Genomic DNA, 21,922 nt, shown 5'->3' on the forward strand with positions numbered 1-21,922 from the left:
ACCGGCACGGGCGCGGCAAGCATGGCGCAGGGGTGACCTTCCGCCAACGCCCGCTTGCTGATGCTGGCGGTGGCCTTGATATCCGTGTCATTCTGCCCTTCCAATCCCGCCCGCCCGTTCAGACCCGCATGTGCCGCCGATGGAAACCTTGATCAACACGCTTCTGGCGGTTGCCGGCCTGCTGGGGTTGGTCAGCCTGCTGCCGCCATTGGCCAGGAAGCTGGGCCTGCCCTACACGGTGGTGCTGGCAGCCCTGGGTGTAGGCATCGGTCTGCTGCTGCATCTGGGTGGTGGGGTGGAACGGGAGGTGACAGGACCGGTCACCGCCTTCATCAACGCCGTCGGCAATGTGGAACTGACATCCGCAGCCTTCCTTTACATCTTCCTGCCGGTGCTGCTGTTTGAAACGGCGCTGGGTGTGGATGTGCGGCGCATGCTCGACGATCTCGGGCCTATTCTGCTGCTGGCCATTGTGGCTGTCCTGGTCTGCACATTGGTTGCGGGTTTTGCGATGTGGTGGGTCTGGGGCCTGTGGCATGGCATGCCAACGCAGAAGGCCTTGATCATCTGCCTGCTGCTGGCCAGCATTATTGCCACAACCGATCCGGCTGCTGTGGTCAGCATCTTCCGCGACCTGGGCGCGCCGCGTCGGCTGACCATCCTGGTCGAAGGTGAAAGCCTGTTTAATGACGCCGCCGCCATTGTGCTGTTCACCCTGCTGCTGGGCATCCTGACCAGCGGGGGAGACCCGGACCTGGGGGCGGCAGCCTTTGACTTTGTGTTCAAGTTCATTGGCGGCGTGGCGGTCGGCTGGCTGCTGGGCTGGTTAACGGCGCTGGTGGTCACGCCCCTGCGTAACCAGACCCTGTCAGAGATTACCCTGACGGTGGCGCTGGCCTACCTGTCCTTCATCCTGGCCGAACATTACCTGCATGTATCGGGTGTGGTGGCTGTGGTGGTGGCAGGTCTGGTCATGGCCTCGGCAGGGCGAACCCGCATCAGCCCGGAAAGCTGGTCGGGCCTGGAACAGGTGTGGAGCCAGTTGGGTTTCTGGGCCAATTCCCTGATCTTCCTGTTTGCATCCATGCTGGTGCCGCCCACGCTGATGGGCGCGAAATGGAGCCATTTTGCCCTGCTGGCGGCGTTGATCCTGGCAGCGTTGGGCGCGCGGGCTGCTGTGATCTTTGGTATCCTGCCCATCCTGTCCTGGGTTGGTGCGTCCGACCGGATCAGCCATCGCTATCGGATTGTCATGACCTGGGGCGGCCTGCGAGGGGCGGTGTCGCTGGCGCTGGCCCTGGCTGTGACGGAGCATCAGTCGCTGCCGGACTATATTCAGGAACATGTAGCCGTCGTGGTGACCGGCTTTGTGCTGTTCACCCTGTTTGTGCAGGGGACGACGCTGCGCCCGCTGATCCGCGTGCTGAAGCTGGACCGGCTGACGCCGGTGGAACAGGCGTTGCGTAATCGGGCCTTGGGCCTGTCACTCTCCAATGTGCGTCGCGATCTGGAGGATGTGGCCGAACGGTTCGGGCTGGATGCTGCACATGCCATCGACCCACTGATGGAGCGCGGAGCGGAACTGGCGCAGGAACAGTTGGATCTGGAAAGCCGGTACGGCGCCCTGTCGCTGGATGACCGGGTCTATATCGGCCTGGCCACCCTGGCCCGGTATGAGGAACAGCGTTACCTGGCCTATTTCCGCGATGGTGTGATCTCCCGCCTGTCGGTGCAAACCCTGGCGGCGGTGGCCGGCCGCCTGCAGGATGCGCTGAAAACCGGCGGGGCGGCGGCCTATACCAAGGTGGCGGCCAAACAGTTGCGGCCGGGCCGGGCGCTGCGGACCGCCTTGTGGCTGCATCGACGGTATGGTTGGGAACGGCCGGTGTCGGCCCGGCTGGCCGAACGGTATGCGATGTTGACGGCCCTGCGCTTTTGCCTGCGCGAATTGAACCAGTTCACGGGTGACCGGTTGGCACCGATGCTGGGCAAGCAGGCAGCGGAAGCCGTCCGAACCCGCCTGACGGCCCGGCTGACGGTGGTGGAAGAGGCCCTGGACAGTATCCGCCTGCAATATCCCGCCTATCTGGATGCGGTGCAGTCCCAGTACCTGATTCGTGCGGGCCTGCGCATGGAGGAACGGTCAACCCAGTCGCTGTTTGAAGAGGCGCTGATCAGCCGCGAAATCCTGAACGATCTGGAACGCGACCTGCGCGAACGCTGGCAGGAGGTGAGTACGCCGCCAAAGCTGGACCTGGGTTTGGCCACGCATGAGTTGATCGGGCGGGTGCCGCTGTTCGCCGGCCTGACACCGGAGCGGTTGGCACAGATTGAGAGGCTGCTGCGGCCCCGGCTGTATTTTCCGGGTGAGACCATCGTGCGTAAGGGGGAGCGCGGGGATACTGTCTATTTTATCTCCTCGGGTGCGGTGGCGGTGCATGTGGCCGGGCTGGATGCGCCCATCCGCCTTGGCAGTGGTGATTTTTTCGGGGAGATCGCCCTGGTTCTGGACCAGCCGCGCAACGCGGATGTGACGGCACTCGCCTATTGCCAGCTTCTGTTGTTGGATAAGCGCGACTTCAACCGTCTGTACAGCGGCGATCCGGTGCTGAAGGAGCATTTCGACAGCGCCATTCAGAAACGGCTGTCAGCCTGAAGGGCTGCTGTTCGGGCGGCCATGATTTGTGCATTGCCGATCGGTGGGCCAGTCGTCGGTGGATGTAGCGGTGCTGACGGCGATGCGGTAGAGCTATGCCGCCCTGCAACATGACCGGTGCCCAGCCCCGATGATCCGCCGCCTTGCCACCCTTGCCACCGCCCTGCTGGCCCTGTCTGGCCCCGCCGCCGCGCAGTCGGCCCTGTTCGGGATGGAGACGACGGATCAGACCGCGCCCTTGTGGGAGGCCGCCATCCTGGCCGCCGGCGGCTATGTTGCACATTACCCGGCAGCGTCGGAGGGGCAGTTCAAGGCGCTGCCCGTGCCGTTCCTGATTTATCGCGGCGACCATCTGCGCATTGGCGATAATGGCTTCATCCGCGCGCGCCAGGAAATGGCCGGCGGGCGGTTTGAGCTGGATATCGGCCTGGACGGGTCGTTCGATGTGGACAGCAAGGATAACAAGGCCCGCCAGGGCATGCCCGACCTGGACCTGCTGATCGAAGCGGGGCCCAAGGCCACCTGGCATTTCATGCCCAAACAGGGTGATGTGCAGGTCGATCTGGGCGTGGAGGTGCGCGCCGTCATCGCCACCCGCCTCATTGGCTTCGATTATGAAGGCATCAGCATCAATCCGGAATTGAGCTGGTCCGACCGCTCGTTGGGCGGGACCAAGCTGCGCGGTTATGCCTCCATCGGGCCGGTCTTCGGCTTTGACGGGGTGAATGATTATTTCTACGGCGTCGATGCGGCCCATGCCACGGCCAGCCGCCGGGCCTACAAGGCCGATGATGGCTATATCGGCACCAAGACGACGCTGGGCGTGGCCTATCCCATCAATGACCGGCTGCTGGTGTTTGGCGCGGCCCAGGTCGGCTATTATGGCGGCTCCGCGAACGAAGACAGTCCGCTGTTCCGCGACAAGACCAATGTCAGCGTCGGTGCCGGCGTGCGCTGGTCCTTCTGGCAGTCGGACGCCCGCGTGCCGGTGGTGCGCTGACCCTGCTGCCCATTTGGGCGGCAATGCCGCCTGATTGGGCAGATCTCGGGTCGTAGGATTGTCGGAAAGCGTTGTCAGACGCCGTTTTTACACTTGGCACGCGATTCGCAAAGTGGTTCTGGCACATGCACGGGGATATTGGGTAACCCCACCGGTTGGCGACAGGCGGTCGGCATGATGTTGAAATTGGGGTCCCCTCGGGGATCTGGCTGGGGATCGACGCCCGGCAGCGGGGTGACCTGCTGCCGGGCGTTGTTTGTTTCAGGACGTCGCGCCGCGCCGCACCCGATAAAACACATGTCGGCGCAGGGGATGCCCTTCCGGGAGGCGTGGATGATCGAAATCCATGGCCGGTTCGTGGCGCAGGCCGATGCGTTCCATGACGGCGCGCGAGGCCTTGTTATGGGGCACCGTGAAGGACACGATCTCGTCCAGCCCCGCCGGGCCGAAGCCATGGGCCAGGGCGGCCTTCGCCGCCTCCGTCGCGTAACCCTTGCCCTGAAAGGCCGACGACAGGCGCCAGCCGATCTCCACGGCGGGCAGGAACCCGGCATCGAAGGTGACGGGCATCAGGCCGGCCATGCCGATCAACTGGCCCGACGCCTTTTCCACCACGGCCCAGTAGCAGAAGCCATGTTCAGCCTGAAACCCCTGCTGCCGCTGGATGCTGGCGGCATTCATCTCCCGCGTGAAGGGGCCGGCCAGCCATTGATAGATGGCGGGATCGTCGTTAAGGGCCGTCAGGGCGTCCAGGTCGCTGTCCAGCCAGGGGCGCAGGATCAGGTGGTCGGTGTGGATCATCAATCCACCATCCGCACCTGCGGCAGCCCGATGCCCGCCGCCACCCGTTCGCGCAGCACGTCGCGGCGGAAGCGGTGCAGTTCGGCGGGGCGGCCGCCGGTATGGGCCTCTTGTGAACCGGTGGCTTCCACCAGACCACCGGCCAGGACCAGTCGGCGGAAATTCTGCTTATGGAGCTGCACGCCCGACAGCGCCTCCACCGTCCGCTGCAACCGGAACAGGGTGAAAAGCTGCGGCAGCAGATCGAAGACCAGGGGGCGATATTTCAGCTTACCTCTAAGCCGGCCCAGTGCCACGGCCAGGATGCGGCGATTATCCTGGGCCATGGGTGTGCCCATCTGGGCGGCAAGGTCGGGCTCATTCAGATGGCCATTGTCCAGGCTCAACCCCAGACGCTGACGGATGGCGCGGTCGCGCAGCGCCTCTTCCACCAGACCGGCGCTATAGAGCAGTTCGTAGCGTTCCAGCACGCGCTCGGTGTCCCACAATTCCTCCTCGGCAAAGGTGGTGGAGACACGTTCGGCACGGGCCGCGGCGATGGCGCTGTCGGGGGATGCTGCGATCCAGCGCGACAAAGCCGGCAGGATGGTGCGGGTCAGCAGGGCCGGGCGGCCATCGCGCCAATCCTCCCAGGGGAAGTAATCGTACCAGTCGTGCCATTCGGCGGCCCCGCTGCCCGAGAGCGGTGCCTCCCGTACCAGCGCCATATAGCCGACGGAGACGACGCGCGATCCGCCCTCCAATTCGCGCGGGTCGCGGTACTTGTCGCCGAACGTATAAAGCTGTTCGACATAGCGGAGCGGCAGGCCGGTCTGTTCCTCCACCCAGCGGCGCAGACCCTGTTCCAGGGTGCGGTCGCGGTCGGCCGCGAACGGGCCGAAGGGCAGGGCATCCTGGCCCGCCGTAGCATCGCGCTGTTCGGGGGTCGCCAAATCATGCGTCATGCGCCGCACCACCAGCACGCGCGGCACCTCATCCGTCACGGCAACAATGACGGCAGTCAGACCCAGCACTGTCGAGTCGGGCGCGGGCACGGGGGGCTTGCTCCTGCTCTGTCGGACGGTCGGGCACGGGCGGATTCGAAAAGAAAGCCGTAGTCGCTTGTAAAGCAATGGAATGCCGTATGCCAGCCCGTCGGCGGCATAAGCGTTCCTGAACATCGAACTGTCACCCGACCCTCTTTTGAAGGCAGCATAAAAAGCGCAATGTGTTGCCCGCAAACCGTGCCGGGGCACTTCCAACCACAAATCCGCCCCGACAAGATGCGGTCCATTGCGGGAGAAACACCATGGCGTTCAAGCTCGAACAGCGTAAGTCCGAGCTGCTGGATCAGGTCATCGCCAAGCTGCGTGGTCGCCTGTCCAAGGAAAAGGCCGGTCTGGCCGAAGCGTTCGTCCGGGCCTTTTATCGCAACGTGTCGCCCGACGACATGCTGCGCTCCACCGCCGATGAGCTGTATGGTGCCGCCATCGCCATCATGCAGTTCGGAGGCACACGCAAGCCGGGCGCCGCGTTGGTCCGCGTGGTCAATCCACGCGTCGACAGCGACGGTTGGCACGCCCACCACACGGTGGTCGAGATCGTCAATGACGATATGCCGTTCCTTGTCGACAGCGTTTCGGCTGAACTGAACCGCCGGGGCCTGACGGTGCATCTGGTGGTGCATCCCGTGATCAAGGTGAGCCGCGACGGCGATGGCCGCCTGACCGCCATCTGGCAGAATGGGGAAGCGCCTGCCGATGCCATCGCGGAATCCGTGATGCATATCGAGGTCGATCAGATCACCGGTGCCGACGAACTGGACGCGATCCGCGCCGGTATCGCCCATGTGCTGGCCGATGTGCGGGCTTCGGTGACGGATTTCCACGCCATGCGGGCGCGCCTGATCGAAACCATTGACGGTCAGCACGGGCCGGTGGCGGCGGATGAACGCGACGAGGGCCTGGCCTTCCTGCGCTGGATGGATGAAGACCATTTCATCTTCCTTGGCATCCGCGAATATCGCCTGGGCAAGGATAATGGTGAGGAGACGCTGGACATCCTGACGGGCGCCGGCCTGGGCCTGCTGCGCAATGACGAGGTCAGTGTCTTTGACGGCTTGCGCTATTTCTCCACCCTGCCGCCGGAGGTGAAGGCGTTTGTCCGTCACCCCCGTTTCATGATGGTGACCAAGGCCAATAAGGACAGTACGGTGCATCGTCGGGCGCCGCTTGACGCTGTCATGGTCAAGCTGTTCAACGAGGCCGGCGAGGAGATTGGCGAACGGCTGTTCGTCGGCCTGTTCACCAGCACCGCCTATAACCGGTCATCGCGCGATATTCCGTTCCTGCGCCAGAAGGTCAACCGCGTCATTGAGCGGTCGGGTTTTGACGGGCGCGGCCATGATGGCAAGGCGCTGGTCCATATTCTGGAAACCTATCCGCGCGACGAGCTGTTCCAGATTGGCGATGACGAGTTGTTCGACATTGCCATGGGTGTGCTGCATTTGCAGGAGCGCCAGCGCGTCGCCCTGTTTGTCCGCAAGGACCCGTTTGAACGGTTCGTATCTGCGCTGATCCATGTGCCGCGCGACCGGTATGATACCGATCTGCGCAAGCGCCTGCAGTCCCTGATCGAGAAGGCCTATGACGGTACCTCGTCGCAGGTGAATGTGTCCCTGTCCGAGAGTGTATTGGCCCGCGTCCATCTCATCGTGCAGACGACGCCCGGCAAGTTGCCGGATGTCGATGTCGGTGAGTTGGAAAGCCAGTTGATCGAAGCCTCACGCGGCTGGCGCGACCGCTTCACCCAGGCTTTGGTGGAGGACAAGGGAGAGGCCGCCGGTCTGGCACTGGCCCGCAAATATAGCGGTGCGCTGCCGGCCTCGTATCAGGAGGCCTATACGCCCGATGAGGCGGTGGTCGATCTGGCCCGGATCGAACATGTGATTACCCATGGCGGTATCGCCCTTAATCTACACCGCCCGGTCGAGGCGGATGCCCATCAACTGTTCTTCAAGGTCTATCAGACCGGGGGGCCGGTGGAACTGTCCAAGGTGCTGCCCATGCTGGAGCATCTGGGTCTGCGCATCCTGGCCGAGGGCGGCCCGTTCGAGGTGGAACTGCCCGGCGACACGCCCAATGTCTTCATGCAGGATTTCGACATGCGCACCGCCGATGGCGGCGCCGTCGAACTGGACCGGGTGAAGGCGGCGTTTGAGGACGCATTCCATCGGGTGTGGACCGGGGAGGCGCAGTCGGACGGGTTTAACCGTCTGGTGCTTCTGTCGGGCATGAACTGGCGCGAGGTTACGGTCTTCCGTGCCTATGCCAAGTATCTGAAGCAGGCCAAGTTCGATTTCAGCCAGGAATATATCGAGAATACACTCTCGACCCATTCCAAGATCGCCCGCCTGCTGCTGGACCTGTTCCGCGTCAGCCATGATCCTTCGGTCCTGGCCAAGCTGGGCCGGGATGAGGTGGATACCAAGCGCAAGGGTCTGATCCTGGAGATTGACCACGCGCTGGATGCCGTCACCAATCTGGATGAAGACCGCATCCTGCGCCGGATGCTGAACATCATCCGCGCCACCTTGCGCACCAACTTCTTCCAGAAGGGGGCGGACGGGAAGCCAAAGAGCTATATCAGCTTCAAGCTGGATAGCGGCTCCATCGACGATCTGCCCCTGCCGCGCCCGTGGCGGGAGATCTGGGTCTATAGCCCGCGCGTGGAGGCCATCCATCTGCGTGGTGGCAAGGTGGCCCGCGGCGGTATCCGCTGGTCCGACCGCCGGGAAGATTTCCGTACCGAGATCCTGGGCCTGATCAAGGCGCAGATCGTCAAGAATGCGGTGATCGTGCCGGTGGGCAGCAAGGGCGGCTTCATCGTGAAGAACCCCGTGCCGGCCAGTGCGGGCCGTGAGGCCGTGATGGCCGAGGTCATCGAATGCTACAAGACGATGATGCGCGGGTTGCTGGACATCACCGACAATTTGAAAAACGGTGTCGTGATCCCGCCGGCCGATGTGGTCCGTCTGGACAGTGACGATCCCTATCTGGTGGTCGCCGCCGACAAGGGCACGGCCACCTTCTCCGACATCGCCAATGGCGTGTCGCGGGAATACGGCTTCTGGCTGGACGATGCCTTCGCCTCTGGCGGGTCGGCGGGTTACGACCATAAGGGCATGGGCATTACCGCGCGTGGTGCCTGGGAGGCGGTGAAGCGGCATTTCCGCGAGCTGGGCAAGGATATCCAGACCGAGGATTTCACCACCGTCGGCGTGGGCGACATGTCGGGCGACGTGTTCGGCAATGGCATGCTGCTGTCCCGGCATATCCGCCTGATCGCCGCCTTCGACCATCGCCATATCTTTGTCGATCCCAACCCGGATGCGGCCAGCAGTTGGGCGGAGCGCAAGCGCCTGTTCGATCTGCCACGTTCGTCCTGGGCCGATTATGACACGACGAAGCTGTCGCCCGGCGGCGGCATCTTTGACCGCGGGGCGAAGTCGGTGACGCTTTCACCGGAAATCCGTCAGGCCCTGGATATCCAGGCTGAGCGTGTGACGCCGACCGAGCTGATGCGTGCCGTGCTGCGGGCCAAGGTCGAACTGTTGTGGCTGGGCGGTATCGGCACCTATGTGAAGTCCAGCGACGAAACCAACGCCGATGCCGGTGATAAGGCCAATGATCCGATCCGCCTGAATGGCCGGGAGCTGCGGGCCAAGGTGGTGGGCGAAGGCGCCAATCTGGGCTTCACCCAGCGCGGGCGTATCGAGGCGGCCCAGGCCGGTGTCTCGATCAACACCGACGCCATCGACAATTCGGCGGGCGTCGATACGTCGGACCATGAGGTGAATATCAAGATCCTGCTGCGCGATGTCATGGATGGCGGCGGCATGACGCGTGAACAGCGCGACGTGCTGCTGGCCCAGATGACGGACGAGGTGGCGGATTTGGTCCTGGCCGACAATTACAAGCAGACCCAGGCCCTGACCATCGCCCAGGCCCTTTCGGTGGAAACGCTGGAGGATCAGGCCCGGTTCGCCCGCACCATGGAAAAGGCCGGCAAACTGTCCCGCGCCATCGAGTTCCTGCCCGATGACGAGGAAATTGCAGCCCGCGCCAATGCCAAGCGCGGGCTGACGCGGCCGGAAATGGCGGTCCTGCTGGCCTATGCCAAGATCGACCTTTATGACCAGTTGCTGGCGTCGGACCTGCCTGAGGATAAGAGCGTCGAACGCGATCTGATGCGGTACTTCCCCAAGCCGTTGCAGGAGAAATTCCCCGACGCCGTGGGACGGCATCAGTTGCGCCGAGAGATTATCTGCACCGCTGTCACCAACGGCATGGTCAACCGTGTCGGCCCCACCTTCACCTGGGAGATGGTGGAACAGACCGGCCGCAGCGAGGGCGATGTTGCCCGCGCCTATCTGATCGTCCGCGATGCCTTCGGTCTGCGCCGGCTGTGGGATGCGGTGGAGGATCTGGATACCAAGGTGCCGGCGTCGGTCCAGACGGCCATGATGCTCTATACCGGTCGTCTGATGCGCCGGGCTGTGCCCTGGGTCCTGGCCCATGGCAGCTACCCGCTGGATATCGCCGCCGAGGTGGCGCGTCTGGCACCGGTCGTGGATGAGTTGACGGGGCACCTGCCCGATGTGTTGTCGCCGTCGGCGCTGAAATGGCTGGCGGAGACAGCGGGCAACTGGTCCAAGGACGGGGTGCCGGGTGATCTGGCCCGCCGTGTCTCGGCCCTGCCGCTGCTGGCGGCCAGCACCGACATCGCCGAAATCGCGGTGGAGGCAAACCGTGCCCCGGCGGACGTGGCCAACCTCTATTTCGACCTGGGCGACCGCCTGGGCCTGGAATATCTGCGGGCCCGCACGGTGGAGGTCCGATGCGAAAACCACTGGCAGCGTCAGGCCGTGGCGGCCTCTCTGGACGATCTGTTCAATTTGCAGGCCCGCCTGACGGCGCGCGTGCTGGTGCAGACCGTGGGCGGCGGCGACCTGTTTGGTGCCTGGGCGGCACAGCGCCAAGGCCCGTTGGAGCGGATCAACAGCCTGTTATCTGACCTGCGCGGGGTCGCGGCGCTGGACATCGCCATGCTGGCGGTGGCGGGGCGGCAGCTCCGCGGGCTGCTGGCGGGGTAAGGAAAAGTCGGGCGTCGCAGAGGGTCCAGCGGATCGTCTGTGGCGCCCGCCCTTATCGCTTGGGTGCCGGTCTTGTGGCGACAAAGGTCGCGGTACAACACAGGATCACGCCGACAATCAGCGGTATCCAAACGCCCTGTGTGGTGAAGAATACGATGATCCAGGACAGGGCCATCACCGACACCGCCACAATCTTGCCCCGTGTCGGGATGGCGCCCTGTTCGCGCCAGTCGCGGAGCGGCGGCCCCCAGCGCGGATGGTCCAGCAACTTTTGCGCCCGTTCCGGATGTGACCGGAAAAACGCCCAGACAGCAACCAGCATGAAGGGTGTGGTCGGCAGCACCGGCAGCACCGTGCCCACCATGCCCAGACCGACACAGACGGTGCCCAGCGCGATATAAAAGGCCCGCCAGCGGCGGCTTCTTGTCGGCTCGGTCATCCTGCTTCCCGTCATCAATCGCAAATCATTCGCAACAATGGCGTGGGTGCGGGTGGTTGGCAAGGGCGGTGGCATGGTAAAACAGGGCAGAGGAAGGAGAACCCTATGGCCCGCGACATCCTGTACCTGCTTCCGCCCGATTTCCCGGACGAGAAGTACCCCGGTCAGCGCTTCTACTGCGCCGATTGCATGTTCTTTGAGGGCATCCTGGCCCGGTTTCCGATCATTGCGGAGCGGGTCGAGGTCCGCCGCCATGATTTCCCGCGCCCCCGCGCCGAGGTGGTGGCGCTGGTGGGAGAGGCGAACCAGGGCCTGCCGCTGCTGATCTTTGGTGATGATGCCGAGGATGGGCTGGAGACGGGGCGGCATGGCGGGGTGCGCTTTGCCGGGACGCGGGCGGCAATCATGAAGGCGCTGGCCGTGCGGCACGGGATACCGTTGCCGCATCCGTGAGGAGGAGGAAGCCAGCAAAATCGCCATAGTTCAGGTCCGCAAGTTCGCCAAGAGCTAACTTTTGCCTTGAGTCAGTGTTAGCTATGGGCAAACATCTGGACATGAAAGTCGAGCTGACCAAAGTTGCTCAGAAGGGGCTGGCGAAGATGCCGGCGAAGTCCCGTGCGGCCTTGCTTGGCAAATTGCAGGCGGTGGCGGCGGCCCCCTTTGCACGGCATGCTTTCGATGTGAAAGCGTTGAAGGGTGTACAGGATACATTTCGTATTCGTCAGGGGGACTGGCGTGCGGTGTATCGGGTGGTCAGGGTGGAAGACAGTATTCTCGTTCTGATCATCGACGTGCGTGGGGAGGTTTATGAATGAATGCCATCAAGCCCTTGTCCGTCACGGCGGAAACCGTCACGCTAGCCCGTACCGACTATGAGGCTTTGCTGGACGAGTTAGACGAAGCGCACGATCTTGCCCGCATAAGGCAGATTGATGCCGACCTTGCCGCTGGACGCACCGAATTTATCCCCTTTGAGATGGCCGTGGCCCTTTGCGACGGGGCCAATCGGGTCCGTACTTGGCGCAAACACCGGGGTATGACAGCCCGTGACCTGGCGGCACAGGTGGGGATCGCTCCCGGCTATCTGTCTGAAATCGAAACGGGCAAGAAAACGGGAAGTGTCCAGGTGCTGACCCGACTTGCGGGCGTGCTCAAGGTCGATCTGGATGACCTTGTGGGTGAGGCAGCGGTGGAGTAGGCGGGCATCGTTGCAGAGCGAATTGCTGTAGGTCAGGTCGACGCGTAAGCGTCGCCCTGACAGGAAAGGCCTTCGATCCGACTCTGCCAGAGCGAGGCTTTTGCGTCGACCTGACCTACGGCTGTGGGGCCGGTTGTCAGAAGGGCAGCTTTGTCCCCATGCCCGGCAGCGTTTCCGGTGTGCTTATCACGATCTCATTGCCATCGGGGTCGGCCAGGACCAGGGCATGGCTGGATTTGGTTGCGTGGGTGGGTATCAAAGGCACCACGCCAAGGTTGCGCAGCCTGACCTCTTCCGCCGCCGGATCGTCGCACAGCAGATGGGCGCAGCCACCACCCACCGGCGGGTGGCTGTGGCTGCGGTCATCGGTCAGGATCAGGCGCCCACCATTGTGCAGGTTGAACCAGGCGGTGTGCCAGGGCGCGCCGGTCGGGTCCTGGCCTGTGAGTGTCGCCACCTCATCGCCCAGCAGCAGGCGGTAGAAGCGGATGCAGGCCGCCATGTCGCGGCAGCGCATGGGGGTGGTGCCGGAGGCGAAAGGGGTGGTCATGGGTTGCCATACAGTTGTCTATAGTCCTTGAAATGCTACCGTATTATGGGAGCGCAAAAAAAGATGGGCGGCTGGGTTGCCCCAACCGCCCATAAGGTCGATCGCCGTGAAATGACCGGACAACGGCGATCGTAGAGGACCGGAAAAACGTTAAGAACGACGCGGCAGGCTGGCGGCTTCACGGGCCAAGGCCGTGATGCCGGCCCAATCGCCGGCCTTGACCATATTGCCGGGCGTCACCCAGGAACCGCCCACGCACATGACGTTGGGCAGGGCCAGGAAGTCGGGGGCGGTGGCGGCGGTGACGCCGCCCGTGGGGCAGAATTTGATCTGCGACAGGGGCGAGGACACGGCCTTCAGCATGTCGATGCCGCCCACCACAGTGGCGGGGAACAGCTTCTGGTGGCGGATGCCCCGCGACAGCAGATACATCATCTCCGCCGGGGTGGCGACACCGGGCAGATAGGGGATACCGCTATCGAGGATGGCATCGACCAGGGCCGGATAGGTGCCGGGACTGACGATGAATTTCGCACCGGCATCGGCCACCTGCGCCACCTGTTCCGGGGCGATGACGGTGCCGGCACCGACCACGGCGCCTGGCACCTTGGCCATGACGCGGATGGCGTCTAGGGCGGCGGGGGAGCGCAGGGTGACTTCCAGCACTGGCAGACCGCCGGCCACCAGCGCCTCGGCCAGTGGCTGGGCATCTTCCAGACGGTCAATGATGATCACCGGAATGACCGGGGCCAGGCTGGCGATGTGGGCGATATCCATGCTCATCTTGTCAGGTTCCGGTCGGATCAGGCGGTGGGGATGGGGGCGGCGAAGCAGGAACCACCCTGTTCGGCCCCGGTGGCGGATGCGCGGAAGGCACCGAACAGGTTGCGGCCCATGCCCCATTCATTGTGCGACAGGTCGGGCACGGTGACGGTGCGGGCCGCGAATTCGGCGGCGTCGACCAGCACGTTCAACTCGCCGGTTTCGGCATCCAGGCGGATGATGTCGCCATCGCGCACCTTGGCCAGCGGACCGCCGCCCAGGCATTCCGGCGTGATATGAATGGCGGCGGGCACCTTGCCCGAGGCCCCCGACATGCGGCCATCGGTGACGAGCGCCACCTTAAAGCCCTTGTCCTGCAACACGCCCAGGCCGGGCGTCAGCTTGTGCAGTTCCGGCATGCCATTGGCGCGCGGACCCTGGAAGCGGACAACGGCAATGACGTCGCGGTTCAAGGCCCCCGCCTTGAAGGCGGCCTGAAGGTCATCCTGGCTGTCGAAGACGGCGGCCGGCGCCTCGATCACCCGGTGTTCCGGCTTCACGGCGGACACTTTGATGATGCCACGGCCCAGATTGCCCGACAGAAGGCGCATGCCGCCCGTGCTGTCGAACGGGTCGGCGACCGGGCGCAGCACCTTGGTATCGGCACTTTCCTTCACACCCAGACGCCAGGTGGCCACACCGTGATTATCCAGGAAGGCATCCTGGCGATAGATATCCAGCCCGTCGCCGGCCACGGTTTTCACATCGCCATGCAGCAGGCCGCTATCCAGCAGTTCGGAGATCACGAATTGCATGCCGCCGGCGGCGTGGAAATGGTTCACATCAGCCACGCCATTGGGATAGACGCGGGCCAGCAGCGGCACGGCAGAAGACAGGTCGCTGAAATCCTGCCAGTCGATCTGGATGCCGGCGGCGGCGGCCATGGCGACCAGATGGATGGCATGGTTGGTGGACCCGCCCGTTGCCATCAGGCCGATAATGCCATTCACGATGGCCTTTTCATCAATCACGTCGCAGATGGGCGTGTATTCATCGCCCAACGCGGTAATCTTGGCCGCCCGCTCGGCGGCAGCGACCGTCAGCGCATCGCGCAGTGGGGTGTTGGGATTGATGAAGCTGGCGCCCGGCAAATGCAGGCCCATGATTTCCATCAACATCTGATTGGAATTGGCGGTACCGTAGAAGGTGCAGGTGCCCGGCCCGTGGTAGCTTTGCGACTCCGCCTCCAGCAGCGCGTCGCGGCCCACCTTGCCCTCGGCATAGAGCTGCCGGACCTTGGCCTTTTCCGGGTTGGACAGGCCCGAGGTCATGGGACCGGCGGGCACGAAGACGGCGGGCAGATGGCCGAAAGACAGGGCGCCGATGAACAGGCCCGGCACGATCTTGTCGCACACACCCAGATAGATGCCAGCATCGAACATATTGTGCGACAGCGCGATGGCCGTCGCCATGGCGATGACATCGCGGGAGAACAGCGACAGTTCCATGCCGGGCTGGCCCTGGGTCACGCCATCGCACATGGCGGGCACACCGCCCGCGAACTGCGCCACGGCCCCCGCCTTGCGCACCGCATCCTTGATCAGGGCTGGATACCTTTCCAGCGGCTGATGCGCCGACAGCATGTCGTTATAGGCCGAGACGATGGCGATGTTCGGCTCGGTCCCGGATTTCAGCTTGGCCTTGTCATCGGCGGCACAGGCCGCGAAACCATGGGCCAGGTTGCCACAGGCGAGCGTGCCGCGCTTCGGGCCCTTGCCGATGGCGGCGCGGGTCTGCTCCAGATATTTGGACCGGCTCGCCGCACTGCGGGCGATGATCCGGTCGGTGACGCGGCGGATAGCGTCCTGTGTCATCTCAAACTTCCTCCTTCAGGGGCGCCCGGCCAGATGGCCAGCGGGGGTTAAGGCGCCCACCAGATGGAAACGGGGACCTGGGTCTGGTGCAGCACGGAACGGACGGGGGCGGCCTCCACCGGCCCCAGCGTCAGTGCGGCGTCCAGAACGGCCTTCTTCTTGTCACCGGTGATCAGCAGGGCCACGGCGCGCGAGCGCAGCAATTCCGGCAAGGTCAGGGTGATGCGGGCGGGCACGCCACCAGCCGGCGTGACGGCAGCCACGGCCAGACCCAGCGACCCGCTCAACGCCTCGGCCAGCCCCGTGGCACCGGGGAAGAAACTGGCCGTGTGGCTGTCCTCCCCCATACCCAGCAGGACAAGGTCATAGGGGCGCGGCATGGTGGCCAGCCGGCTGCTGGTGCGGGCCAGCCCGTCGGCAGGGGTGGCGCCCACACTTTTCAGCCCGACGACGGTTGCACCCTTGGCAACGGCGCTGGCGAGCGTCCGGCGCACCATCGCCTCATTGCTGGCGGGGTCGTCCAGATCAACCCAACGCTCATCCGACAGGGTCATATAGACCTTGTCCCAAGGCAGGTCATAGGTGTCTAGCCGGGCGAACAGGTCGGCAGGCGTGGTGCCGCCCGACAGGACCAGCGAGGCGCGGCCATATGCTGTCACCGCATCACGGATTAAGCCCGCAATGTGGTCGGCGAAGGCGGTGACAAGGGCAATCTTGTCCGCATGGGCATTAATAGTCGGCATCGTTCCACCGCCGATCATCGCGGGCCAGCAGCAGTGCCGCCGACAGGGGCCCCCAGCTTCCGGCGGGATAGGGTTCTGCCGGCTGATCGGCGTCCTTCCAGCCCTTCTGGATGGTGTCGATCCAGGCCCAGGCGGCATCCACCTCGTCCCGGCGCATGAACAAGGACGGGTTGCCGCGCACCGTATCCATCAGCAGCCGTTCATAGGCGTCGGGATACCGGTCCTTAAACGTCTCTGCATAGGACAGGTTGAGGGGCACCGACCGCAGGCGCAGGCCGCCGGGGCCGGGCACCTTGGTCATGATCTGCAAATTCACACCCTCATCGGGCTGCAACCGGATGACCAGACGGTTGGCGGTCAGTTCACCGGCGCCACGCCCGAACACATTGTGCGGCACGGCCTTGAACTGGATCACAATTTCCGAATAGCGGGTGGGCATACGTTTGCCGGTGCGCAGATAGAATGGCACCCCGCCCCAACGCCAATTGTCCACCTCGGCCTTGATGGCGACGAAGGTTTCGGTATTGGAAGAGGCCCCCAGCTCCTCGGCATAGCCGGCGACAGACTTGCCTTCAATCGCCCCCTGACGGTACTGGCCACGGACGGTACGCGACTTTACATCCTGTGCCGTGATGGGGCGCAGGGCCCGCAATACCTTGATCTTCTCATTGCGGATCATGTCCTCCGTCAGGGATGACGGCGGTTCCATGGCAACCAGGCACAGCAGCTGCAGGAAGTGGTTCTGCACCATGTCGCGCAGGGCGCCGGCCTTGTCATAATAGTCGGCCCGACCCTCGACACCGACCTTTTCGGCCACGGTGATCTGCACATGATCAATGTAGTTCGCAGACCAGAGCGGTTCGAACAGCGCATTACCAAAGCGCAGCACCATCAGGTTCTGCACCGACTCTTTGCCCAGGTAATGGTCAATGCGGAAGATCTGCTCTTCCTTAAAGATGGCGCCAACCTCGTTATTCACAGCATTGGCCGAGGCCTGGTCCTTGCCGATCGGCTTTTCCAGGACGACGCGCGTCTTGGGGCAGATCAGGTCCGCCTCTTTAATGTTACGGCAGATCGCGCCGAACAGGACAGGCGAGGTTGCCAGGTAAAAGACGCGGGCCTTTTCGCCGCCATCCTTCAACGCGTCCACTAGCAGCGGCCAGTTGCCGGCTGGCTTCGTCGCATCCAGCGGCACATAGGTGATACGGCCCAGGAAGCGCGCGAGCACGCCAGCCTCGATATCCTCGGCCGGGACAAACTGTTCCAGCGCCTTGGTGATCTGCGCCCGGAAAGCCTCGGTATTCTGATCGGTGCGGGACACGCCGATGATGCGGCTGTCATCGGTCAATTGATGGTCGCGTTCACGATAGTACAGGGCGGGCATCAGCTTGCGCAGGGCCAGATCGCCCGTGCCGCCGAACACCACATAGTCAAAGGGATTAACCTGCATCACATCAGCCATGGCACCCGGCCCGCCCGTCCCTTGATTTCCGGCCATTTCCCGGCCGAGGCGGCGCGCGGTCCGCGCCGTCTTCTGGAATGAATGTAGCAGAATTACCAAAGGGGGCAAGCGGCGACTACGTCGTCATTCGGCATTTCCGGCATTTGCGCGCATGTTTGTGACCAACATGCTGCGCTGCGGCGTAACTTTACTACGCCAATTGCCCTTTACAAGGCGTTTCGGGGGCGGAACGGGCCTGTCTTTGTGGGCAGGGGTGCCCCGCTGTTACCGACTGTATGGCGGCCTTGCCAAATCGGGCTGGATTTCGTGTAATTCCCTTACACGGCCCTACCGGCCGTCCTGGGATGTTGGGGGAGTGGGCGACGTGCTTGAACGTATCCGCGGCATGCAGTCCGGTCTGCGCCGATCTGAACAGAAAATCGCGGAAGTGGTGCTGAAACGTCCGCATTCGGTGGTCAACGCCTCTGTCGCGGAGGTGGCACGCGAGGCACAGGTCAGCCAGCCGACGGTTGTTCGATTCTGCCGCTCCATCGGCTGCGCCGGGTTCCAGGATTTCAAGCTGCGTTTGGCGCAGGATCTGGCCACCGGCACGCCTTATGTGCATGAGGAGGTGCGGCCCGATGATCCCGTTGTCGATGTCGCCGCCAAGGTCCTAAACCGTTCCATCGCGTCGCTGACCCGGGTGCGCAACCATACGAACCCGGAAGCACTGGAAGCGGCCGTCCGCATTCTGGCCGAAGCACAACGCATGGAGTTCTATGGTTTCGGCGCCTCTGGCGTGGTGGCCATGGATGCACAGAATAAATTCTTCCGTCTGGGCATTCCCTGTGTTGCCTATACCGATTTCCATGTGCAGGCCATGTCTGCCACGCTGCTGGGTCCGAACGCAGCGGCCCTGGTCATCTCGCACACCGGCCGCACGCGTGAGCTGTTGCGGTCGGTTGATCTGGCTCTGGACAGCGGGGCCAAGGTGGTGGCGCTGACATCGGGCGGCTCGCCGTTGGCGGAGAAGGCCACCGTGTCACTGCTGGTTGATGTGGTGGAAGATACCAGCATGTACACGCCGATGGTCAGCCGTCTGGCGCATCTGGCCATGCTGGACGTGTTGCAGGTCGCCGTGGCCCTGCGGCGGGGTGTCAATCTGGCGGAGAGCCTGGCCCGGTCGAAGCGGCCGATCCGGGAGCGGCGGTTGGGTCAGCGGGGGTAAGCGGCCCTCGCGGCCCCCTGTCGCCCACCAACATGGTAAATTTCCCACCCACCCCAACCCAGGTCCACCATGCCCCACAGCCTGTCCGACGCCGAAATTGTCGCCATCACCCAGGCGACGCATGGGGACGTGTTTGCGATCCTGGGACCGCATCCCTTGCATGATGGATCAGGCCGGGTGGAATTGCGGGTGTTCCGCCCCGATGCAAGCCATGTGACGGTAGTCGGTGCAGATGGGGCAGAACGGCTGGAACTGCCGCGTCTGCATAGCGACGGTTTTTTTGCTGGCACCCTGAACGCCGAACAGGCGGCCGGATACCGGCTGCGCCTGTCACGCGGGAATGAAAGCTGGGAGATTGAGGACCCCTACCGGTTTGCGCCCATCCTGGGGGAGATGGACCAGTATCTGCTGGGCGAAGGGCGACACTGGCGGTCCTATGAAAAGCTGGGCGCGCACCTGGACGTGATCGACGGGGTCGCCGGTGTGCGTTTCGCCGTCTGGGCCCCTAATGCGCGGCGCATCTCCGTGGTGGGCGATTTTAATGGCTGGGATGGGCGTATTCACGTCATGCGCCTGCGCTTAGGCGCCGGCATCTGGGAGATCTTTATCCCCGGCGTGACAGAGGGCGCGCATTACAAGTACGAGATGCTGGATGCGGGCGGCTACCTGCTGCCGTTGAAAGCCGATCCGCATGCGCTGGCGGCGGAGTTCCGGCCTGCCACCGCCTCCATCGTGTCGCGTATTGATCACCATGCCTGGCAGGATAAGGATTGGCTGGCCAAGCGGGCGGCGCGCAATGCGCGCACCGCACCCATCTCCATCTATGAAGTGCATCCTGGTTCCTGGCGGCGGCCCGGCCATGCCGGTTACCTCAACTGGCGCGATCTGGCGGGCCAGTTGGTGCCTTATGTGAAGGAAATGGGCTTCACCCATATTGAGGTGATGCCCGTCCATGAGCATCCGTTCGACGGGTCCTGGGGGTATCAGGCTTTGGGCCTGTTTGCGCCCACCTCCCGCTTTGGCACGCCCACCGACTTCCAGGCCTTTGTCGATGCCTGCCATCAGGCCGATATCGGCCTGATCATTGACTGGGTGCCCGGCCACTTCCCGACCGACGCCCATGGCCTTTATGAATTTGACGGCTCACACCTGTATGAGCATGCCGATCCGCGCCAGGGCTATCACCCCGACTGGAACACGGCGATTTATAATTTCGGCCGGAACGAGGTGACGAATTTCCTCATCTCCAACGCCCTTTTCTGGTTACGCCATTACCATATCGATGGGCTGCGCGTGGATGCGGTCGCTTCCATGCTGTACCTGGATTACAGCCGCAAAGAAGGCGAATGGATTCCCAACCGCCATGGCGGGCGGGAGAATCTGGAAGCCATCGATTTCATGCGCCGCATGAACGCCTTGGTCTATGGCACCGAAGAGGGCCAGGGCGGTGGGGCCATCACCATCGCCGAGGAATCGACCGCCTGGCCGGGCGTGTCGCAACCCGCCCATGCCGGGGGCCTGGGCTTTGGTTATAAATGGAACATGGGTTGGATGCATGACACGCTGAAATACATGCAGCGCGACCCGATCCATCGCCGCCATCACCATAACGACCTGACCTTCGGTCTGCTCTACGCCTTCTCTGAAAACTTCATCCTGCCGCTCAGCCATGATGAGGTTGTGCATGGCAAGGGTTCCCTGCTGGCCCGCATGCCGGGCGATGACTGGCAGAAATTCGCCAATCTGCGGGCTTATTTCAGCTTCATGTGGACCCATCCGGGCAAGAAGCTGCTGTTCATGGGGGGCGAGTTCGCGCAGGGACGCGAATGGAACCATGATGGGCAACTGGACTGGCATCTGCTGGATGACCATGGCGGTGGCCATTGGCACCGGGGTGTGCGCGATCTGGTCCGCGACCTGAACCATCTTTACCGGGACGTTGCGGCCCTGCATGAGCGGGATTGTGAAGGCGAGGGTTTCCGTTGGATCAAGGGCGGGGCCGCGGAGGAGAGCGTGCTGGCCTATAGCCGCCACGGCTTTGCTGAAGGCGCCGTGGCCGTGTCGGTGGTGAATTTCACGCCCGTGCCGAGACAGGTTTACCGTGTTGGCCTGCCCTTTGGTGGCCATTGGCGGGAAGCCTTGAACAGCGATGCCGTCGCCTATGCCGGCAGCGGTATCACCAACCCGGAGCCGTTAGCGGCCGAAGCCTTGCCCTGGGATGGGCAGCCCTTCAGCGTAGAGATCGCCCTGCCGCCGCTGGCGGGTCTGGTTCTGCTGCCGGCTTGACCGCGCCCCCCATCGCTTGTATCCAAACCGTGCTCTGGCGGAGCCGGCGGGTGCCCTGCACCCCGTAAACTAAGTGCCCCGGATCGGGTCGGGAACCCGGCAAGGGAGCACTGAGTTGATCGACCGCAGCCGCCAGATTGCCCTGTTTGACCGCTATGATCAGCCCGCCGTGAATATCGCGGCAGTGGCCGATTGCCCGGATTTTGTGACGCCGGCCAAGGAGGCTGGTATCCCGCCCTTCGCGCGGGTACTGCACGCCATTGGGCGGGCCAGCCTGGATATCCCGCATATGCGCTTGCGCCTGCTGGAAAAGCGGGTGAGCGCGGTGGCGAGCCTGACCCTTTCCTATACCGTCATCGGGCGGGATCAGAACCTGAACTTCTCGACCATTCCCTATGATTCGGATTTCCGGTCCTTTCTGGCCGCCTATCTGACCGACCGGGAACTGGCGCGCAACGCTGTGGAGCTTCGGCTGAAGCCCTTGACCAACCGCGATTACATTTTTGCGACCTGCCTGCCATGGCTGCGTTTCACATCGATCCAGCATCCCATGGCCCGGTTCGGGGATTGTTCGATCCCCAACATTGCCATCGGCAAGTTCGGCCAACGTAATGGCCGTGTGGATTTTCCCGTTGCGGTGCAGGCCCATCACGGCTTGGTCGACGGGTTGCATATCGCCCAGTTCATCGCCCGGCTGGAGGAAGTGCTAGCCGAGGCTGTCAACGACCCGACCCGATAAGGGTGATCGTGCCGGACAGTGATGTCCGGGGCGTGAATCACCCGACCCAAGTGAGGTTGGGCGCTAACAACA

General features: G+C 63.5%; 17 protein-coding genes. 9 read left to right on the forward strand and 8 right to left on the reverse strand.

The window, feature by feature from the left end; all coding sequences use genetic code 11:
* Positions 1–139: 139 nt before the first annotated feature.
* Both CHU95_RS15890 and CHU95_RS15895 read left to right on the forward strand, forming a co-directional pair.
* Positions 140–2,656, forward strand: coding sequence for a cation:proton antiporter (locus tag CHU95_RS15890; protein ID WP_094457335.1), 2,517 nt, complete (start codon positions 140–142; stop codon positions 2,654–2,656).
* A 130-nt stretch (positions 2,657–2,786) separates the two neighbouring features.
* A complete protein-coding gene (locus CHU95_RS15895; RefSeq protein WP_094457336.1) occupies positions 2,787–3,656 on the forward strand; it encodes a MipA/OmpV family protein in 870 nt (289 codons plus the stop codon).
* A gap of 261 nt (positions 3,657–3,917) precedes the next feature.
* Here the strand turns inward: CHU95_RS15895 and CHU95_RS15900 are convergent, their stop codons facing one another.
* Positions 3,918–4,457, reverse strand: coding sequence for a GNAT family N-acetyltransferase (locus CHU95_RS15900; protein ID WP_094457337.1), 540 nt, complete (start codon positions 4,455–4,457; stop codon positions 3,918–3,920).
* Positions 4,457–5,491 (reverse strand): NrtR DNA-binding winged helix domain-containing protein, encoded by a 1,035-nt coding sequence (locus CHU95_RS15905; RefSeq protein ID WP_245838336.1) that lies wholly within the window; start codon positions 5,489–5,491, stop codon positions 4,457–4,459. The genes CHU95_RS15900 and CHU95_RS15905 overlap by 1 nt, the downstream gene beginning before the upstream one ends.
* 254 nt (positions 5,492–5,745) lie before the next feature.
* Between CHU95_RS15905 and CHU95_RS15910 the strand changes: the two genes are divergently transcribed.
* Positions 5,746–10,590 carry an NAD-glutamate dehydrogenase gene (locus tag CHU95_RS15910; RefSeq protein ID WP_094457339.1) on the forward strand — a complete coding sequence of 1,615 codons (4,845 nt, stop codon included), beginning with the start codon at positions 5,746–5,748 and terminating at the stop codon, positions 10,588–10,590.
* A 52-nt stretch (positions 10,591–10,642) separates the two neighbouring features.
* Here the strand turns inward: CHU95_RS15910 and CHU95_RS15915 are convergent, their stop codons facing one another.
* Positions 10,643–11,029: a YbaN family protein gene (locus CHU95_RS15915; RefSeq protein WP_094457340.1), complete on the reverse strand. Its 387-nt coding sequence runs from the start codon at positions 11,027–11,029 to the stop codon at positions 10,643–10,645.
* A gap of 105 nt (positions 11,030–11,134) precedes the next feature.
* Here CHU95_RS15915 and CHU95_RS15920 point away from each other — a divergent pair, with 105 nt between their 5' ends.
* From CHU95_RS15920 to CHU95_RS15930, 3 genes are all read left to right on the forward strand, one after another.
* Entirely contained in the window at positions 11,135–11,482 is a 348-nt protein-coding gene (locus CHU95_RS15920; RefSeq protein ID WP_094457341.1) for a DUF3088 domain-containing protein, read from the forward strand.
* A 101-nt stretch (positions 11,483–11,583) separates the two neighbouring features.
* Positions 11,584–11,844 carry a type II toxin-antitoxin system RelE family toxin gene (locus tag CHU95_RS15925; protein ID WP_165772219.1) on the forward strand — a complete coding sequence of 87 codons (261 nt, stop codon included), beginning with the start codon at positions 11,584–11,586 and terminating at the stop codon, positions 11,842–11,844.
* Positions 11,841–12,227 (forward strand): helix-turn-helix domain-containing protein, encoded by a 387-nt coding sequence (locus tag CHU95_RS15930; protein WP_094457343.1) that lies wholly within the window; start codon positions 11,841–11,843, stop codon positions 12,225–12,227. Before CHU95_RS15925 ends, CHU95_RS15930 begins: the two co-directional genes overlap by 4 nt.
* A gap of 136 nt (positions 12,228–12,363) precedes the next feature.
* On the opposite strand, the gene CHU95_RS15935 is transcribed toward CHU95_RS15930, so the two are convergent.
* The 5 genes from CHU95_RS15935 to zwf all read right to left on the reverse strand — a co-directional run bounded on the left by CHU95_RS15935 (position 12,364) and on the right by zwf (position 17,618).
* On the reverse strand, positions 12,364–12,777 hold the full coding sequence (locus CHU95_RS15935; RefSeq protein WP_094457344.1) for a VOC family protein: 414 nt from the start codon (positions 12,775–12,777) through the stop codon (positions 12,364–12,366).
* Positions 12,778–12,927: 150 nt separating this feature from the next.
* A complete protein-coding gene (locus tag CHU95_RS15940; protein ID WP_094457345.1) occupies positions 12,928–13,560 on the reverse strand; it encodes a bifunctional 4-hydroxy-2-oxoglutarate aldolase/2-dehydro-3-deoxy-phosphogluconate aldolase in 633 nt (210 codons plus the stop codon).
* Positions 13,561–13,580: 20 nt separating this feature from the next.
* Complete coding sequence (edd, locus tag CHU95_RS15945) at positions 13,581–15,413, reverse strand: phosphogluconate dehydratase (RefSeq protein ID WP_094457346.1); 1,833 nt, start codon at positions 15,411–15,413, stop codon at positions 13,581–13,583.
* A 47-nt stretch (positions 15,414–15,460) separates the two neighbouring features.
* Positions 15,461–16,156 carry a 6-phosphogluconolactonase gene (pgl, locus tag CHU95_RS15950; protein ID WP_165772220.1) on the reverse strand — a complete coding sequence of 232 codons (696 nt, stop codon included), beginning with the start codon at positions 16,154–16,156 and terminating at the stop codon, positions 15,461–15,463.
* A complete protein-coding gene (gene zwf / locus CHU95_RS15955; protein WP_094457937.1) occupies positions 16,143–17,618 on the reverse strand; it encodes a glucose-6-phosphate dehydrogenase in 1,476 nt (491 codons plus the stop codon). The genes pgl and zwf overlap by 14 nt, the downstream gene beginning before the upstream one ends.
* A 364-nt stretch (positions 17,619–17,982) precedes the next feature.
* Between zwf and hexR the strand changes: the two genes are divergently transcribed.
* From hexR to CHU95_RS15970, 3 genes are all read left to right on the forward strand, one after another.
* Complete coding sequence (hexR, locus tag CHU95_RS15960) at positions 17,983–18,825, forward strand: transcriptional regulator HexR (protein WP_094457938.1); 843 nt, start codon at positions 17,983–17,985, stop codon at positions 18,823–18,825.
* A gap of 69 nt (positions 18,826–18,894) precedes the next feature.
* Entirely contained in the window at positions 18,895–21,111 is a 2,217-nt protein-coding gene (gene glgB, locus CHU95_RS15965; protein ID WP_094457348.1) for a 1,4-alpha-glucan branching protein GlgB, read from the forward strand.
* A 115-nt stretch (positions 21,112–21,226) separates the two neighbouring features.
* The gene (locus CHU95_RS15970; RefSeq protein WP_165772221.1) at positions 21,227–21,850 is read left to right on the forward strand and encodes a CatA-like O-acetyltransferase; all 624 of its coding nucleotides are present in this window, start codon (positions 21,227–21,229) and stop codon (positions 21,848–21,850) included.
* Positions 21,851–21,922: the final 72 nt, after the last annotated feature.

This window comes from Niveispirillum lacus (assembly GCF_002251795.1).
GTDB lineage: Bacteria > Pseudomonadota > Alphaproteobacteria > Azospirillales > Azospirillaceae > Niveispirillum > Niveispirillum lacus.